We start from the raw sequence: 16,949 nt of genomic DNA on the forward strand, positions 1-16,949 counted from the left end.
CAATATTCTTTCACGGCTGCGAGTTTTGCCTGCACTGTATATTTACCCATGACGCCTCCAAAGGTTGCGTCCAACCTTCGGGGGTCATACCAGAACGTGCGGAACGATAATCTCAACTATCGTGTTCTGGACGCTTTCAACTATCGTGCGGCGCTCCGCGTCGCATGCCGTTCTGGACGCTCTGCGTCCGGTCTTGAATACGCCATCGCCGTCACGCTTTCGCGAACAGGCTCGCCTGACATTCCGTGCATGGTCTGCCGCGCAGTGGGCAGTAAGTCGCAGGGACCTGTGTTGGCGAACATGCTCGCGAAAGCGTGACGGCTGATGAATCATTGAGCGGATTTGTGATCCAGCGCTGCGTAGAAATTAGCGCTCTGTTGCAGATATTTCGAGGTGTAGGTCTGAGTATAGGTCTGAGTATAGGTCTGAGCAGCGTGGGCTTTTTTGTCAGTTACATCGACACTGGCACTGGCAGGAAGCGCAACGCTTGCGGAAACAGCCGATGCAGCAATGATGGAGAAAAGATTGAAATTCATGTCGGTCACCCCTCGTTATCCGGTTAGCGTTTGCTTGAAGTGTTAGCCGTCTTGGCCGTGACTCAAACTTACGCCCGAGGGTGGTTCAGCAGAAATCTTTTGTAGCACTAACCCATATCATCAAGAATGATGACGGCTCCAGCCCTTGTATCTAGAGGGCTGGAGCTGGAAAGGCTTACTTGTCAGTCAGAAAACGCAGATAAGAAGGTGAATCTGCATCAAATTTCTGCACAGTTTCACCGATCTTCCCGCTCTGCGGATCACGGCGCACGGTCACGATCTGGTTGCTCTTCTGATTGGCGAACAGCATGTACTTGCCAGTCGGGTCAAAGGCGAACTCGCGTGGCTCCTTGCCTTCCAGGGAACAGCGCTGAATTTCTTCCAGCTTGCCGCTGGCCTGATCGATCCGGAATACCACGACCTGATTCGCGTCACCACGATTGGTCACATAGAGAAACTTGCCGTCCGGTGAGGTGTGCAAGGCACCGCCACCGTTTTTCTCCTGCACGCCTTTGTTCTTCATATCAACCAGTTGGGTCTGCTTGAAGACGCCGTCATGGTAGTCAAACACCGCGACCTGCGCCGTCATTTCCAGCACCAGCCAGGCATGCTTGCCATCAGCACTGAACAGGGTGTGACGTGGTCCGGAGCCACCCGGCAATTGCACGGTCGGCTCCTTGGCTGGCTGCAGTGGCTTGGCCTGGCTCGCGTCGTAGCGATACACAAACAGCTTGTCAGCGCCCAAGTCAGCGCTCACTACGTACTTGTCATCCGGGGTCGGCACGGCCAGATGCACATGGGACGACATCTGCCGCTCACTGTTGACCTTGCTTCCGGGCCCCAGCGGCAAGACCTGAACGGCCTCGCTCAACCTACCGTCCTTGCCCACTGGCACCACTGTCAGCGCGCCGCCCGGTTCAGGGTTTACTGCGTAGTTGGCAACGAACAGGTAGCGGCCGTCATAACTCAGGCTGGAGTGCGTCGGTTCTTCACCGCGGCTTTGAACCTGATTGATCGGCGTGATCTGACGGGTTTTCGGGTCGATTGCAAAGCTGCTGACCTTACCGACCACATCTTTTTGCCCTGGGCCGTTTTCATTGACCGCGAACAGATAACGCTGGTCTCTGGACACTGTCAGCCACGAGGGGTTTTCGGTTTTGACCACTTGCAGCGGCTTGGCATCGATCATCCCGGTTTCGCTGTTGAAGGCAAAACGATAGATCCCTTCACTCTTGCCTTGTGTGTAGGAACCTATCAGCAATTCAGTATCGGGCATGGCTTGGGCCTGCAGGGTAAACGCGCTCATGGCACTGGCAATCGCCAGCCACGGCAGAAATTTATGGGGCATGGGGGCATCCCTTTTTGTCGAAATTATTGATGCCTGTTACGGCACTGTCGGGTCTATGACAGCGCCAGCCCGCATTTACTCAATCCTGCGCAGAATCATCTTCATCGGAGGGGATAAAGGCATCCAGGCAGATGATCCGGTGATCGGCGTTGCCGTCATTGATCACCCAGCTTTGCAGGGATTCATCAAAGGTCGCGGCGTCGACTTGGGCTTTGCTGAAGCGCCATACCTTGCGCTCGCGGCCGTCCATGCATTCGACGTTCAGTTCATCGCCCAGAGAGAAATCCCAAGCGTGCAGACCGTCGATTTCCAGCATGGTAGTGGCTTCAAGGGCAGCAAGCAGTGTGGTGGGTGTGGTAGTCATGAAATTCATCCGGCCAGCAAAAGCGCGAATGATAGGGCAAAAGACAGGCGTAGATACAGTCGGAGCGTAAGTAGAGCCGTACCAGCGCCGAGCGCTGGCACGGTGAGCAATCAAACAGGGACTGCGCTTACAGCTTGCCGATGCCGCCCGGCTGAAACACCGGCTCGCTCGGTGCCAAACCGTTGACCAGCGGCTTGCCGAACTCGGCCTGACTGATCTCGAAACGATCGCCCGGCTGGGTGCGCACGCCATCGGCAAACGACAGTGTCGCGGTGCCGAAGAAATGCACATGCACGTCACCGGGCCTGAGGAACTGTGCGTACTTGAAGTGATGGTATTCAAGGTTTTCCAGGCTGTGGCACATGTTCGCTTCGCCACTGAGGAACTCTTTTTCCCACAGCACCTTGCCGTCGCGCCAGACCCGACTGGTGCCCGACAGGCTTTGCGGCAAGTCGCCCACGCGCAACTCCGGACCGAACGAACAGGCGCGCAGTTTCGAATGCGCCAGATACAGGTAGTTGCGACGTTCCATGACGTGGTCGGAGTATTCATTACCAATGGCGAAGCCCAGACGATAAGGCTTGCGGTCATGACCGATCACATACAGGCCGCTCAGCTCGGGCTCTTCCCCGCCATCTTCGGCAAAGGGCGGCAGTGAAAACGAACGGCCGGGGCGCACGACAATGCTGCCATCACCCTTGTAGAACCACTCTGGCTGAACACCGGCCTGCCCCGCAGCCGGCTTACCGCCTTCGACGCCCCATTTGAAGATACGCATGGTGTCGGTCATCGAAGCTTCGTCGCCGGACTGCTGGTGCATCTTGTCGCGTGCCGACGCACTGCCCAGATGGGTCAGCCCGGTGCCGCTGACCAGCAGGTGCGCCGGATCAGGATGGTCGAGCGGCGGCAGGATCCGCAACGCCTCAAGCAACTGCGAATAGTCGTGCGTCTCGCCAACGCCACGCTGCTCGACCTGGTGCGCCAGAGCCGAACCCGCCTCGATTGCCGCCAGCGCCAGCTCGCGAACACTTTCGACACCCTGGACCTCACGTACCTGATCACCGTCGACCAGACCGACCCGGCGCTGACCGTCGCTCAGTTCAAACTGTACTAACCGCATGAAATTCTCCTTCCAGATAATGGGCCGCTGAAAACCTATCTCGCCTTGGCACTCGCCGCGAAGTCGGACACTGGCAGCACATGCTTGCGCTCCAGCACGTGATAGACGATGCCGGTCAGCAGCAGCCCGAAGACCATGACGCCCGACAGAAAATAGAGGCCCGATGCCAGGCTGCCGGTGATTTCCTTCAACGCACCGATCACGAACGGCCCGATGTAGCCGCCCAGGTTGCCGACCGAATTGATCAGCGCGATACCGGCTGCGGCACTGGCACCGGCAAAGAACCGCCCTGGCAATGTCCAGAACACCGCCGTGCAGGAGAACAGCGCAAACGCCACGACACACAATGCAGCCAGCTGCGCCACCGGCAGGGTCAGCCAGGCGCTGCAGAACAGGCCGATGGCACCCAGCACATACAGCACGGCCAGATGCCCGTAACGGTCGTTGAGGCGGTCGGAACTGCGCGGCACGATCAGCAGGCCAATGATGCCGAAAATGTAAGGCACCGAAGACACAAAGCCGGTGGTCAGGTCACTGCCACCGAACTGTTTGATCAGCGTCGGCAGCCACAGGCCCAGACCGTAGATACTCAACGTCACCGGCAGGTAGAACAGCGCCAGCAGCAGCACACGCTTGTCTTTCAAGGCATGCAAGGGATTGCCGTGGCGAGTCTGGCCGTATTCTTCCAGGTCCTTTTTCAGCTCACCGGTCAGCCAGTCTTTCTCGGTCTGGTCCATCCATTTGACCTGTTGCGGACCGTCCGGCAACCAGCGCAGCACCGGCCAGGTCAACAGAATCGCTGGCGTGCCGATGACGATGAACAGCCATTGCCAGCCATGCAGGCCGAGTATGCCGTCCATGCCCAGCAAACCACCGGACACCGGCCCGGTGATCATCATGGCGATGGGTTGCGAGAGGATGAAAAGGCCAAGGATCTTGCCGCGATGGCGCACCGGAAACCACTGGGTGATGTAGTACAGCACACCGGGAAAGAAGCCCGCCTCGGCAGCACCGAGCAGAAAACGCATCACATAGAAGCTGTGCGGCCCTTGGACGAAGGCCATGCCGATGGTGATCGCGCCCCAGGTGATCATGATTCGTGCGAACCAGCGGCGTGCGCCAAAACGCTCGAGCATCAGGTTGCTGGGGATTTCAAACAGGAAGTAGAAGATGAAAAACAGCCCGGCACCCAGCCCGTAGGCCGCGTCGCCGATACCGATGTCGGCGCCCATGTGCAGCTTGGCAAAGCCCACGGCAGAGCGGTCCACATAAGCGATCAGGTAAAGCAGGATAAGAAATGGAATCAGTTTGAACGTAATGCGGCGTATAAGCCGCAGTTCCTGGCTCATGTAGGCGGTCTCCCATTGTTTTTGTTATGGAACCTGCGGGGATCACCTCTGTGACTGGGTGCCGAATGAAGCTGCACATATGCCAGGATGATCCCTCGTCTACGATTGACTATATAGTAATACTATTTGAACTGACAACTCTTCCAATACGCGTTTTTTAGGCTTACCTTAGCCAGCAGCATCGCCATTAAGTCTTACAATAAGAGAGCCGATCATGTCTGACTCCGATAAAAAACCGACCCTCCGTTCTGCCCAGTGGTTTGGCACCGCTGACAAGAATGGCTTCATGTACCGTAGCTGGATGAAGAATCAGGGTATTGCCGACCATCAGTTCCAGGGCAAACCGATCATCGGCATTTGCAATACCTGGTCGGAGTTGACCCCCTGCAACGCGCATTTCCGGCAGATCGCCGAACACGTCAAACGTGGCGTGATCGAAGCAGGCGGCTGGCCGGTCGAGTTTCCGGTGTTTTCCAACGGTGAATCCAACCTGCGCCCTACCGCAATGTTCACTCGCAACCTGGCGAGCATGGACGTTGAAGAAGCGATTCGCGGCAACCCCATCGATGGCGTCGTGCTGCTGACTGGCTGTGACAAAACCACGCCTGCCCTGCTGATGGGTGCCGCCAGTTGCGACATCCCTGCCATCGTCGTGACTGGCGGACCGATGCTCAACGGCAAGCATCAGGGCAAGGACATCGGCGCCGGCACCATCGTCTGGCAGATGCATGAGTCCTACAAGGCCGGCACCATCAGCCTGGATGAATTCCTGTCCGCCGAAGCCGGCATGTCTCGCTCGGCAGGCACCTGCAACACAATGGGCACAGCCTCGACCATGGCCTGCATGGCCGAAGCGCTGGGCACTTCATTGCCACACAACGCCGCCATTCCTGCGGTGGATTCGCGACGTTACGTGCTGGCCCACATGTCCGGCATGCGTGCGGTGGACATGGTTCGTGAAGACCTGCGCCTGTCAAAGATTCTCACCAAGGCCGCATTCGAAAACGCCATCCGGGTCAATGCGGCCATTGGCGGTTCGACCAACGCCGTTATTCACCTGAAGGCGATTGCCGGGCGCATCGGCGTCGACCTGGACCTGGACGACTGGTCGCGCATGGGCCGCGGTATGCCGACCATCGTCGACCTGCAACCCTCAGGGCGCTTCCTGATGGAAGAGTTTTACTACGCCGGTGGCCTGCCTGCCGTGCTGCGGCGCATGAACGAAGCCAATTTGCTGCCCAATCCGGACGCACTTACGGTCAATGGTAAAAGCATTGGCGAAAACACCTGCAATTCACCGATCTATGGCGAGGACCAGGTAATCCGTGCGCTGGACAATCCGATTCGCGCCGATGGCGGTATCTGCGTATTGCGCGGCAACCTCGCCCCCCTCGGCGCAGTGCTCAAACCGTCTGCCGCCACGCCAGCACTGATGCAGCATCGGGGCCGGGCGGTGGTGTTCGAGAACTTTGAAATGTACAAGGCGCGGATCAACGATCCGGATCTGGACATCGACGCCACGTCGGTCATGGTCCTCAAGAACTCTGGCCCCAAGGGTTATCCCGGCATGGCCGAGGTCGGCAACATGGGCTTGCCAGCCAAGCTGCTGGCGCAGGGCGTGACTGACATGGTGCGTATTTCCGATGCACGTATGAGCGGCACGGCCTACGGCACAGTGGTTTTGCATGTGGCACCGGAAGCCGCAGCCGGCGGTCCGCTGGCGGTGGTCAAGGAAGGCGACTGGATCGAGCTGGACTGCGCTGGCGGACGTCTGCATCTGGACATCCCGGAAGCCGAACTGGCGGCACGCCTCGCCGATTGGCAGGCACCGCAGCAGCTGTTACTCGGTGGCTATCGCCAACTGTACGTGGACCGTGTGATGCAGGCGGATCAAGGCTGTGACTTCGACTTTCTGGTCGGTTGCAGAGGTTCAGAAGTGCCTCGCCACTCGCACTAAAAGAAGCGGCGGTCCCTTGTTCTGGCGACCGCCGTCACTGTTGTGCGATGGTATGATGCCCAGCAATCACTGCCAGGACCCAATTGCGCTCTCATGGATTATCGAAAGCCTTCCGACCGAAAAAGCATGCACGCGCGCATTGTCCAGGAACTGGGCATGCAAATCGTATCCGGCCGTTTCAAGCCCGACGAAAAGCTGCCTGCCGAAGCGCTGCTCTGTGAGGAGTACGCCGTCAGCCGCCCGGTACTGCGCGAAGCCACACGGGTTCTGGTCGCCAAGGGGCTGGTGTACTCGCGGCCGCGTGTCGGCACGGTGGTCAAGGCCCGACGCGAATGGCACCTGCTGGACCCGGATGTGCTGCACTGGTTGATGCAAAGTTCGCCACAGAATGAATTCTTCAACCTGCTGACCAGTGTGCGCGCAGTCATCGAACCGGCTGTTGCAGCACTGGCTGCGCAACATGCCACGGACGCAGAAATCGAGTCGATTCACGAAGCCTACCTGCGCATGGAGGCCGCACCGACCCCGGAAGACCTGCTGCAACCCGATCTCGACTTCCACAGCCGCATCGCCGATGCCACCCATAACGACCTGCTGGCGCACTTGTGCAACATGCTGTCGCTGGCGTTGCGTGAAGCGCTCAAATACTCCAACAAACGCCCCAACCTGCACGAACTGGCCATGCCCCGCCACAAGGCAATCCTCACCGCCATCCAGAACCGCGACGCGCTGGGCGCACGCCATGCTTCGCTGGTGCAACTGGACGATGCGCGCAATGCGCTGAGTGTGGTGCTGGGTGGCGGTTGATTGGCTCGACTGAGTCGATAACTCGTTGAGCCTGTGTATTCGCCGTGTTTATTAGAGACGCAAGTCATATTGAAGCGTAAGTCATCATTCCAACGTGCCGCGTGGGAATGCCGTTCTGGAAGCTCTGCATTCTGTCCCAAGTAAGCGGCGCGATACGAATTAATGACGCAGAGCGTCACGAACTGCATGCCAACGCCGGAGCATTGGCACGATAGTTAAAAGGACCCGGAGTTACAGGCCGCCACGGCCTTAATGCGAAAACAACGAATTGCCCACCTTCCCCGCCATCTTCTCCGGCTTGATCAGAAACCGTGCCAGCGCGGGCAGCAGCCACAGTGCGCCGAACATGTTCCACAGCAGCATGAAGGTCAGCATCAGGCCCATGTCGGCCTGAAACTTGATTGCCGAGAAGATCCAGGTGCACACACCAATGGCCAGGCAAAGGCCAGTAAACAGCACGGCCTTACCGGTGGACTTCAGGGTTTCGTAATAGGCTTGCTGCAGCGGCAGACCGGCGCGCAGGAAGCTTTCCAGGCGGCTGTAGATGTAGATGCCGTAATCGACACCAATCCCCACTCCCAACGCCACAACCGGCAGGGTCGCGACCTTGACGCCGATGCCCATGAACGCCATCAGCGCGTTACCCAGCACCGAGGTCAGCACCAGCGGCAGGACGATGCACAGGGTCGCGGCCCATGAGCGGAAAGTGATCATGCACATGGCTGCCACGCAGAGGTAGACCAGCACCAGAATGACCAGCTCGGACTGCTTGATGACCTCGTTGGTCGCGGCCTCGATCCCGGCATTGCCTGCAGCCAGCAGGAACTGCAGGTCCGGCGTGTCGTTCTCTTTGGCGAAGTCCTGGACGGCATGTACGGCACGGTCCAGGGTTTCGGCTTTATGGTCGTTGAGGAATACCAGCAGCGGGGCCAGGGAACAGTCGGTGTTGTACAAACCATCAGCGCGGGCGATGGAGTTGTTCAGCACGTCTTTGTTGCGCGACAGGCTTTCCCACTTCAGGTTGCCCTCGTTCATGCCCTTGATGACCTGCTTGGAAACGGTCACCAGCGAAATGGCTGACTGCACGCCTTGGGTGTTTTCCATCTTCCAGGCCAGTTCGTTGATCGCTGACATAGTCGAATACGCCGAGCAGCCCTCGGGGGCTGTCTTGACCATGACCACCAGCACATCGGAACTGGTCGAGTAGTGATTAATGATGAACGCGTTGTCCTTGTTATAGCGCGAGTCGGGGCGCAGCTCAGGGGCGCCCTGGTCCAGATCACCGATCTTCAGGTTCTGGCTGTACCAGAGCCCGCAACCGAAGGCCAGCAACGCCAACACAATCGACACCGGCGCGACTTTGGCACTGGCAAAGTTCGACAGCAGTCGCCAGAAAGGATGCTCGCAGACCGCATCCTGCTTGCTACGGCTCACCGCCCGTTTGCTGATACCCACGTAGGAAATGGCTACGGGCAACAGAATCAGGTTGGTGAACACGATCACCGCAACGCCTATGGACGCGCCGATGGCCAGTTCGCGGATCACGCCGATGTCGATGATCAGCAAAGTAATGAACCCGACGGCATCAGCCAGAATGGCGATCATGCCCGGCAGAAACAGCTGACGAAACGTGCGACGCGCAGCAGTCAGAGCGTTTTCGGCCTCGCTGGATTGCAGGGCGATACCGTTGATTTTCTGCACGCCGTGAGAGATGCCGATAGCAAAAATCAGAAACGGCACCAGCATCGAATACGGGTCAATACCGAAGCCGACGACGTGCATCAGCCCCAGTTGCCAGATCACCGCAATGAGCGTGGTGCTCAGAACCGCCACGGTACTGCGGATACAACGGGTGAACCAGATCAGCAATACCAGAGTGATCAGAAACGCGATGCCAAAGAACATCACCACCATGAACAGACCGTCAATCAAGTCGCCGACTTTCTTGGCGAAACCGACGATATGAATCTTGATATGGGGGTTTTGTACCTGGTATTTGTCGCGGATCTTCTCTTCAAGCTGATGAGAGAATTGCTGGTAGTCCAGCGCCAGCAACTTGCCCTGATCGGCCGGGTCCGGGTAAGACTCCTGCAGCGGAACCTCAATGATGCTCGACCTGAAATCGTTGGCGACCAGTCGCCCGACCTGCCCGGACTTGAGCACGTTGTTGCGTAACTGATCCAGACTGGCGTCCGAGCCGTTGTAACTCTGCGGTATGACTTCGCCCCCTGCAAACCCCTCTTCCGTCACTTCGGTCCAGCGCACGCTGGGGCTCCAGAGCGATTTGAGACCGGAGCGGTCCACACCGGGAATGTAAAACACCTCGTCACTGATCTGGCGCAGGGTCTCCATGTACTCTTTGGAGAAAATATCGCCATCCACCGCCTCGACAGAGATGCGCACGGTATTGCCCAGGTTCGCCAGATCGTTGCGGTGCTTCATCATGTTCTGAATGAACGGATGAGACAGCGGGATCATTTTTTCGAAACTGGTGGAGGGCCGAACCTGCGTGGCCTGCCAGAACAGAAAAATACTCGCCAGCAGACAAAGGATAATCACCGCAGGGCGATGATTGAAAATCAGGCGTTCAAGGAAGGTTGCCTTTTCGTCCGAGTGTTGCGTGTGTTGAACAGTGCTCATGCCGGAATGTCCCCGCCCTGAAAGGTCTTATTGTTGGGTCGTATCGGCGCCCGTCGGCGAGGTGACGCGCACGCCGCCTTGTCCTACCAGAATCAGATTGCCTTGAAGGTTGCCGGTGACCCCGGCCAGCGAGATGCGATCGGGCCGATTGAACACCTCGAACGTTTCGCCATCATCATTGCTGCGCATGACGCTACCGCCGTTACCGACCAGCACCAGCGAACCATCGGCCAGCAATGTGGCGCTGGCCAGACCGAACTCGACCGGGCCGCGTGCGTCCTTCAGTTCAATGGGCTGCCAGCTGTCACCAAAATCGCTGGAACGAAACAGATTGCCGCGCAAACCATAAGCCAGCAGCGTAGAAGGCTGGGCCGTGCCAATCACGCCAAATAGCGAACCTTGATAGGGGCCTTCGAGTTTCTCCCAGGTCTGCCCATGGTCACTTGAACGAAACATGCTGCCCGCCTCGCCGACAATGAACAGGCCTGCGTCTTTCACCTGAGCAATGCTGTTCAGGTGATACTGGTCTTCGTTGTCCAGCCGCTCGCTGACATCTTCCCAATGCTGACCGCCATCAACGGTGCTCAACAGCACACCGTAAGCGCCCACGGCAAAACCGGTGTCGAGGTCCTTGAACCAGACGTCCAGCAGTGGCGCCTCGCGCTTCAAGTCCTCGAACTGCTTGCTCCAGCTCTTGCCACCATCGTTACTGGCCAGTATCTGTGCGTCATGACCCACCGCCCAGCCATGCTGTTCATCCACGAAAAACACAGCCGTCAACAGCTGGCGGGTCGGCACGCGAGCCTGGCTCCAGGTCTTGCCTTGATCATCGGAGAACAGAATATGCCCATGATCACCCACCACGACCAGCCGTGCGCCGGCATGGGCGACGTCCAGCAACAAACCGCGTGAGGCTCTGGCCGATTCGACAGCATAAACAGCCTTGTCTGCAGCAGCGGCTGATGTCGATGCAGAGTCGGACCCGGCCGTTGCAGGGACGGCAAAAGAACATGAAGTAAAAATCGCCAGGGGCAGGCCCGCGTATAACCGGATGCGTCGATGGAAAGGGGCACGCATGAACTTCTCCGCTCTTATTATCAGGTGGCTGCTATCGACTGCGGGTATCAACCGACTCGTATTGACCCGGACGTCCACAGCCGTCCGGCTTTACCTGTGTGGAAGACCGTTCATCCTAGGCAGCTTTGCAAATGCCTGACAATCGACATGTCGTTATCTTTTGTTAAGCGCACGAATGTGATTGATGGATCATCACGATGGTTAATCGCGCAGCTTCCCCAGACGCCTGTCAGTGAATACCCCGGCGACGCAATGCGGCGGGTTTGAAGGCATTTACGCTGGGCACAGGCTGGGAGAAATCACTGGTGCCGGGCTCCTGATTGTCCAGGTTCTGTACGTGGTAACGGCGTGCCTGCAAGTCATGGAAAACGTCCAGTGCAGACCAGGTGGTCGGTAGCTCGTAATAGTTTTTCAGGTACGCCATGGAGACCCGCCACAATTGCCCTCTGCCGTCATATTGATCGACAACTGCGGCCTGCCAGCTGTCTTCATCCAGGTACAGCGTGCGCCGGGAGTAGACGTGCCGCGCGGTAGGTTTGAGCCTGCCCTCCACCACCCATACACGATGCAACTCATGGCGTGTATAAGCCGGGTTGAGGTGGCCGACCTGCAATAACTGTCGGTAGGTAATATCAGGGCTGGATATCCGGTAGTTATTGTAAGGAATATAAATTTCGCGTTTGCCCAGCAACGTCCACTCGTAACGGTCCGGCGAACCATTGAACATGTCGGTATCATCTGCGGTACGCAACCCCTTGAGGCCGGGATCGGCATATCGTAAGCCAGACTCGGCGCCCGTCTCACCCGACGTTGCGCAGCACTGTAAGCCCACGCTTGCCGAGGCTCCTGCACCTGATCAAGTGTTTCATGGACCAGCACGGCGGAACCGGCCATGCGGGTCGGGCACTGGATAAACGACAGGTAATAAAACAGCACATTATCCAGACTGGCAAAACTGCCCGCGGGGTCATAAAAGCGGAACAGCACTTTCTGACGCGAGGTGTTTAATTTGAAACTGCCGTCACGCTGTATGGCGACCTCCGAAGTCCCTCGCACCACGTAATGACCGCGATAGCGGGCAATATGATTCCACACAGCCTGAATACCCTTTTCCGGAACAGGAAATGGAATGCCGCCATAGGCATCGATAAAACCGTTACCGCCACCGATCAACCGGGCGTTTTGTGCATTATGCCGTGTATTATCGTACACCCATTGCGGTGCCGACCCGGAACGTCGGGTGGTGTATATCGGCATCTGATAACTATCAGGCCAGGTTTCGAACATCGCCACCTGCCCAGGTGTCAGGTAGCTGCGATAGTGCTGCATATTGGCGTGCGTAATAGTGAACAAGGGCTTGTCTGCGGCATACGGGTCGACATGCCGCTTACCTGAGCCCTTGTATCCAGGCGGAGGCCGAGTGATTCCGCCGCGCCATGGCGGGATGGTCCCTGCTGCGTTACCCGCCACCTCGCCTCCCAGCGGTGTCAGGCGGTTTCTGAGCAGCGTAGCGTCAGCTGCCAGACTGGTGTTGAGCGCGAGCAGCATCGCCAGCGCGAACCCCGGCAGTTGTTTCATGAGCATGTGGGCTCTCCTTGCGTGGCCTGTCCGGGACAAGTGTCCTAACTCAGGCCGATAGTATTTGCGATGTAAACGAGGTGTCGTGAGAGACGAATAAACTTACCGTCCGTTCATAAAGACTTATTAAACGGATGAACCCGTCAATGTAATTATTGATCCCGCGAACACTGTGGAGGTCAGGCAAGAGTCTGTAGGAAACTTCCTAAACTTACGATACTTTACAAGATGACCGACACAGCAGGCACCCAGAGTTGTCCGCAGTAATGCAACGCGAATGCCAATAAGCGTCAACATACAGATCAACATAGAGAGCCGGTACAGATCAGTTCATTAACGGACCTTCTGTATCGCCAGAATTAAAAACACGAGCACAGCCTGTTTGATTGTCAGACATAGCATCAAAATAGTAACCGGTTGATGCCGGTCATTGCGGACTCGATAAACGTTCGGTAACAGCGAGGGTGTTACGTGTATTGGACAAGTAACACTTATTGAGAATAAGCAGCGTTCAGTCGATGACCACGTGGGGCAGGAACCGGCTGGTGTCCTTGGTGATCAGACTGTCGTCTTCGCGAATGCCGATTCCGGAGGCAAGGTCGCCGATGACCCAGGAGCCGATCAGCGTGTAGCTGTCACCGAATCGCGGCAGCGGCGAGTACGCCTGCAAAATATAAGGCGCATCAGTGTAAGGCCCATCGACTGAAATCACCTGATCGCCAGGCGTGCGCATTTCAATGTTGGCACCTTCACGGGAAAAGTAGGGTTTGCGTACCCAGCCCTTGGGAACCGGTCTGCTCGGGTCCTGATCGACGCGCGAAGGCAGCAGGTTCGGATGGCCCTCATTGAACTGCCACAACAACGGCAGAATTCCCTTGTTGCTGAGAATCGACTTCCAGGCAGGTTCAACGAACTGAGTGCCACTGGCTGGAACGTGCTGGCCAAACTCCTCGTGAAAGATATGTTCCCAGGCGTGAAGCTTGAACAGCCGCTCGATCCAGCGTCCGTCCAGGTCGACAAAGCGGCCCTCGACACTGAGCCCGATGTCCTCGATATCGATATGCCGGGCATCAATGCCCACGTGCGCAGCCATGCGCCGCAGAAAGTCGGTAGTACCACGGTCCTCGACAGAGCCGGACATCGCCGAAAAGTAGAACGGGCTCGCCCCCGGAAACTCGGCAAACGCCCGAACAAGATCCTCGGCAATCGAATTGAACTGGCTGGCATGCGCGGGCAGAACACCGCGCGCCATCTGCTCGTCCAGCCAGAGCAACTGGAACGCACCTGCCTCCATCAGACTGGTGGGCGTATCAGCATTGATTTCGTACATCTTTGCCGGGCCCGTGCCGTCGTAGGCAAAGTCGAAGCGCCCGTAAAGGTGTGGATGCCCCTGTTTCCATGACGCGCGGATCACATCAAAGAACGCTTCCGGAATCGCCAGGCGGTGCAACAACTCTTCGCTGTCCACCACCCGCGCGACTGCATCCAGACACATCTGGTGAAGTTCCTGGGTAGGCACTTCAAGGTCGCGGGTAATCTGCTGCTCGGTGAACAGATAATACCCGCGCTCATCCCAATAGCGCTCGCCGTCGATGGTGTGAAAGTTGAACCCTTCACGTTCCGCCGTTGCGCGCCAGTCCGGGCGTTCCTCGATACTGATCTTTTTCATGGCCCGGACCGTCAGCCTCCGAAACTGCTGCTGCCACCGCTGCTCTTGCCGCCCCAGCCACTGCGTGCCGAGGCCTGGCTGCCGAAGCCGCCGCGCGAGATAGTCGACGACACCGAGGACGAGCCGGAGCCCGAACTGCCCAGGTTACGCCCCAGTGTGCTCTTGCCATAGCTGCGATCCGGACTGGATTGCGCCTGGGTCGAACGGCCAAAGGTTTTGCCGCGATCAATCTGACTTGGCAAGGACGAGCTGTAGTAACCGCCGCGGTCATCGCGCGTCTGGTAGATAGGTTGCGAGTAATAGCGATTGTTGCCGAAGCCATTGCTGAGCAGATTACCGATCAGCAGACCGGCCAACAGCCCGGTGGTGCCGCTCATGCCTGCGGGAGCGGACTGGGCGACTTCCTGATTGGCCCGGTCCAGCGCCTCTTTGGGCACACGCCCGGAAAAACCCAGCTCAAAGCCGCCGAGTTTCGGCATGTACTTGCCATCCGAAGTGACCTGGCAATAATCCGGTACAAAGTCCGCGTCGCAAGACACCTTGTCATCATAGGTCGGCGCGATGCGGCGATGGTCGGACAGCGCCTGCATGTAGGCATCCGAACAGACATTTACCGGCACTTTGGCATCAACGCACTCCTGCACCGAACTGAAGTTGGCCTGCGCGTTGAAAGTATCCTTGTCTTGCGACGGGCCACACCCGGCAAGGGCCAGCGGAAGCGTGCTGGCAAGTACCAGCTTTACTGAACTGCGTCTCATCGTGAGTCTCCTTGTTCAAGGCTGCCGTCAGACCGAAGGGGTCATGCAGGCTGCGTTGAGAAGACCGACGCTGATTGCGACGCTGGCCGAGTAAATGGCGGCAGCCATTTCGCCCTTGGCAATACGTGTCGACAGGCCCTTGAGCACCAGGCTGGTAACACCGAACGCCAGCAGTTGCACAACGGCTGCAATCACCACCCAGACGATCACATCCAGAATGCTGATGCTGTAACTGATGATGTTGCTGGCTGGCAGTGCAAAACCGATCAGCGAACCGCCCAACGCCAACGCGGCAGCACTGTTGTTCTCGCGGATCAGCGCAAATTCCTTGTGCGGCGTGATCCTGCTGTAGATGAACTGGAACAGGGCGAACAGAATGGCCGCAACCAGAATGTACATGACGAAGCCAATCACGGCAGGGGCATTGAGCGACATACGCAGCGCGTCGATCATGAAGATTTCCTTGTCAAAGAACGTTGATATCAGTGGATTGCAGCGTTATGCCAACGGCCGTGGTGAGGGTAATGCTGCCCTCTTCGTCTTCCTCGACGGAAAACAGCAGAAACTCGCGGCGGTTGATCAGCCCCGTTTCGCGGGCATACAGCATGCTCAGGTGTTTGACGCGATACGCAGCATCAGGGCTGACAATGTCCTCATCCAGTGGCGTCAGCTCGGTCTGGCCGGGCGACGTGCCCCATTGCCGTTCGAATACCTCGCCATCGTGTTCATAGGTGGGCAGGCCGATCTTCGACGACGGACCGGTCAGGCGCAGCAACTCATCCTTGCTGGTGATCGGCTCGGCGCTGTAGTAACCGAACAGAATAATGTCCTGCACGTCTTCCGGATTGGGGCCGTTGCTGACCACCTGCAGGAAGTAGTCCTCGTTATCCAGGTAGAAGCGATGCAACGCTATCGACTGGCCCAGATCTACGCGCCCCACGGCCCAGACCTTTTCATCGTCTGGGACAACCACTTGCGAATGCCCGTCGAGCAACAGCTTCAACGAGCTGTCCAGACATAACATGCGACCGGACGCCAACCCTAACGGGCTGACCGTGCTGACGGATTGCACGCCATCACGACCTGATGCCTTGGGTGCTTCCAGCCCCATGGCACGTTTGAACCAACTCATAGTGCAGTTCCCTTGAAGTCGACTGGAGCCGGTATGGACATGTCTTTAACCGGAATAAACACACTGTTCAAAAGACTGGCTCACTTCTGCGCCAGCAATGCCTTGGAATGCATCAGCCACGCTACACAAATACCCGCCAGTGCGCCGGCAATATGTGATTCAAACGATATGCCAGCTACCGGGACAAAGCCGAAAACCAGTCCGCTGTAGCCCGCCAGTACCAACAGCGCGACCAGCACGCTGGCGATACTGCGCTGATACCATGCCTGCGCAAGCAGGTAAGCCCACAAACCAAAAATCAGACCGCTCGCACCGACATGGATATTGCTGCGACCGAAGCTCCAGACCAGCAGCCCGCCCAGCAGACAGACCAGCCCGGCGACCCACGCATAACGCCTGACACCCTCGGTGGCGACCAGCCAGCTCAGCACAATGAACGGCAGCAGGTTGCTGAGCAAGTGCTGAATCGAACCGTGCAGAAAAGGCGCAAACACAATGCCGCGCAACCCGGTCGCATTGCGCGGAATGATACCGAAATGAATCAGGCTGAACCGCCCCGGGTTTCTCGGAGACTCCAACCTTTGAGAGGATGGAGCGATGAAAAAACTACCGAA

Annotated in this window: 14 protein-coding genes and 1 pseudogene; 2 read left to right on the top strand and 13 right to left on the bottom strand. The window is 57.7% G+C overall.

All coding sequences use genetic code 11. The features are described 5' to 3' along the window. Positions 1-329 precede the first annotated feature (329 nt). From AO277_RS02630 to AO277_RS02650, 5 genes are all read right to left on the bottom strand, one after another. Entirely contained in the window at positions 330-536 is a 207-nt protein-coding gene (locus AO277_RS02630; RefSeq protein ID WP_044319495.1) for a hypothetical protein, read from the bottom strand. 175 nt (positions 537-711) lie between these two features. Continuing rightward, the gene (locus AO277_RS02635) at positions 712-1,884 is read right to left on the bottom strand and encodes a lactonase family protein (protein ID WP_044319492.1); all 1,173 of its coding nucleotides are present in this window, start codon (positions 1,882-1,884) and stop codon (positions 712-714) included. Positions 1,885-1,963: 79 nt separating this feature from the next. Then, positions 1,964-2,248, bottom strand: coding sequence for a DUF5629 family protein (locus AO277_RS02640; protein WP_044319491.1), 285 nt, complete (start codon positions 2,246-2,248; stop codon positions 1,964-1,966). Positions 2,249-2,375: 127 nt separating this feature from the next. Then, the gene (gene araD1 / locus AO277_RS02645; protein ID WP_044319490.1) at positions 2,376-3,368 is read right to left on the bottom strand and encodes an AraD1 family protein; all 993 of its coding nucleotides are present in this window, start codon (positions 3,366-3,368) and stop codon (positions 2,376-2,378) included. A 35-nt stretch (positions 3,369-3,403) separates the two neighbouring features. Then, positions 3,404-4,717, bottom strand: coding sequence for an MFS transporter (locus AO277_RS02650; RefSeq protein WP_044319489.1), 1,314 nt, complete (start codon positions 4,715-4,717; stop codon positions 3,404-3,406). A 214-nt stretch (positions 4,718-4,931) separates the two neighbouring features. On the opposite strand from AO277_RS02650, the gene AO277_RS02655 reads away from it, so the two are divergent. Together AO277_RS02655 and AO277_RS02660 are read left to right on the top strand one after the other, a co-directional pair. Further along, positions 4,932-6,674: an IlvD/Edd family dehydratase gene (locus tag AO277_RS02655; protein ID WP_044319488.1), complete on the top strand. Its 1,743-nt coding sequence runs from the start codon at positions 4,932-4,934 to the stop codon at positions 6,672-6,674. Between the two features lie 93 nt (positions 6,675-6,767). Further along, positions 6,768-7,481, top strand: coding sequence for a FadR/GntR family transcriptional regulator (locus AO277_RS02660; RefSeq protein ID WP_044319487.1), 714 nt, complete (start codon positions 6,768-6,770; stop codon positions 7,479-7,481). 249 nt (positions 7,482-7,730) lie between these two features. Here the strand turns inward: AO277_RS02660 and AO277_RS02670 are convergent, their stop codons facing one another. The 8 genes and pseudogenes from AO277_RS02670 to AO277_RS02705 form a co-directional block, all read right to left on the bottom strand. Beyond that, positions 7,731-10,121, bottom strand: coding sequence for an efflux RND transporter permease subunit (locus tag AO277_RS02670; protein ID WP_044319486.1), 2,391 nt, complete (start codon positions 10,119-10,121; stop codon positions 7,731-7,733). 27 nt (positions 10,122-10,148) lie between these two features. After that, positions 10,149-11,198: a YCF48-related protein gene (locus tag AO277_RS02675; RefSeq protein ID WP_080899311.1), complete on the bottom strand. Its 1,050-nt coding sequence runs from the start codon at positions 11,196-11,198 to the stop codon at positions 10,149-10,151. Positions 11,199-11,427: 229 nt separating this feature from the next. Then, positions 11,428-12,782 (bottom strand): annotated as a pseudogene (locus AO277_RS02680) (DUF1329 domain-containing protein). A 505-nt stretch (positions 12,783-13,287) separates the two neighbouring features. Further along, the gene (locus tag AO277_RS02685) at positions 13,288-14,445 is read right to left on the bottom strand and encodes a glutathionylspermidine synthase family protein (RefSeq protein WP_044319485.1); all 1,158 of its coding nucleotides are present in this window, start codon (positions 14,443-14,445) and stop codon (positions 13,288-13,290) included. A gap of 11 nt (positions 14,446-14,456) precedes the next feature. Beyond that, positions 14,457-15,203 carry a DUF1190 domain-containing protein gene (locus AO277_RS02690; protein WP_044319484.1) on the bottom strand — a complete coding sequence of 249 codons (747 nt, stop codon included), beginning with the start codon at positions 15,201-15,203 and terminating at the stop codon, positions 14,457-14,459. Positions 15,204-15,230: 27 nt separating this feature from the next. Beyond that, entirely contained in the window at positions 15,231-15,656 is a 426-nt protein-coding gene (locus tag AO277_RS02695; RefSeq protein WP_031595452.1) for a DUF350 domain-containing protein, read from the bottom strand. Between the two features lie 13 nt (positions 15,657-15,669). After that, positions 15,670-16,335: a DUF2491 family protein gene (locus AO277_RS02700; protein WP_044319483.1), complete on the bottom strand. Its 666-nt coding sequence runs from the start codon at positions 16,333-16,335 to the stop codon at positions 15,670-15,672. An 80-nt stretch (positions 16,336-16,415) separates the two neighbouring features. Then, positions 16,416-16,934, bottom strand: a complete 519-nt coding sequence (locus tag AO277_RS02705) for a rhomboid family intramembrane serine protease (RefSeq protein WP_044319493.1) — start codon at positions 16,932-16,934, stop codon at positions 16,416-16,418. Between the last annotated feature and the right edge of the window lie 15 nt (positions 16,935-16,949).

This window comes from Pseudomonas amygdali (assembly GCF_002699855.1).
In the GTDB taxonomy this organism is placed as follows: Bacteria; Pseudomonadota; Gammaproteobacteria; order Pseudomonadales; family Pseudomonadaceae; genus Aquipseudomonas; species Aquipseudomonas amygdali.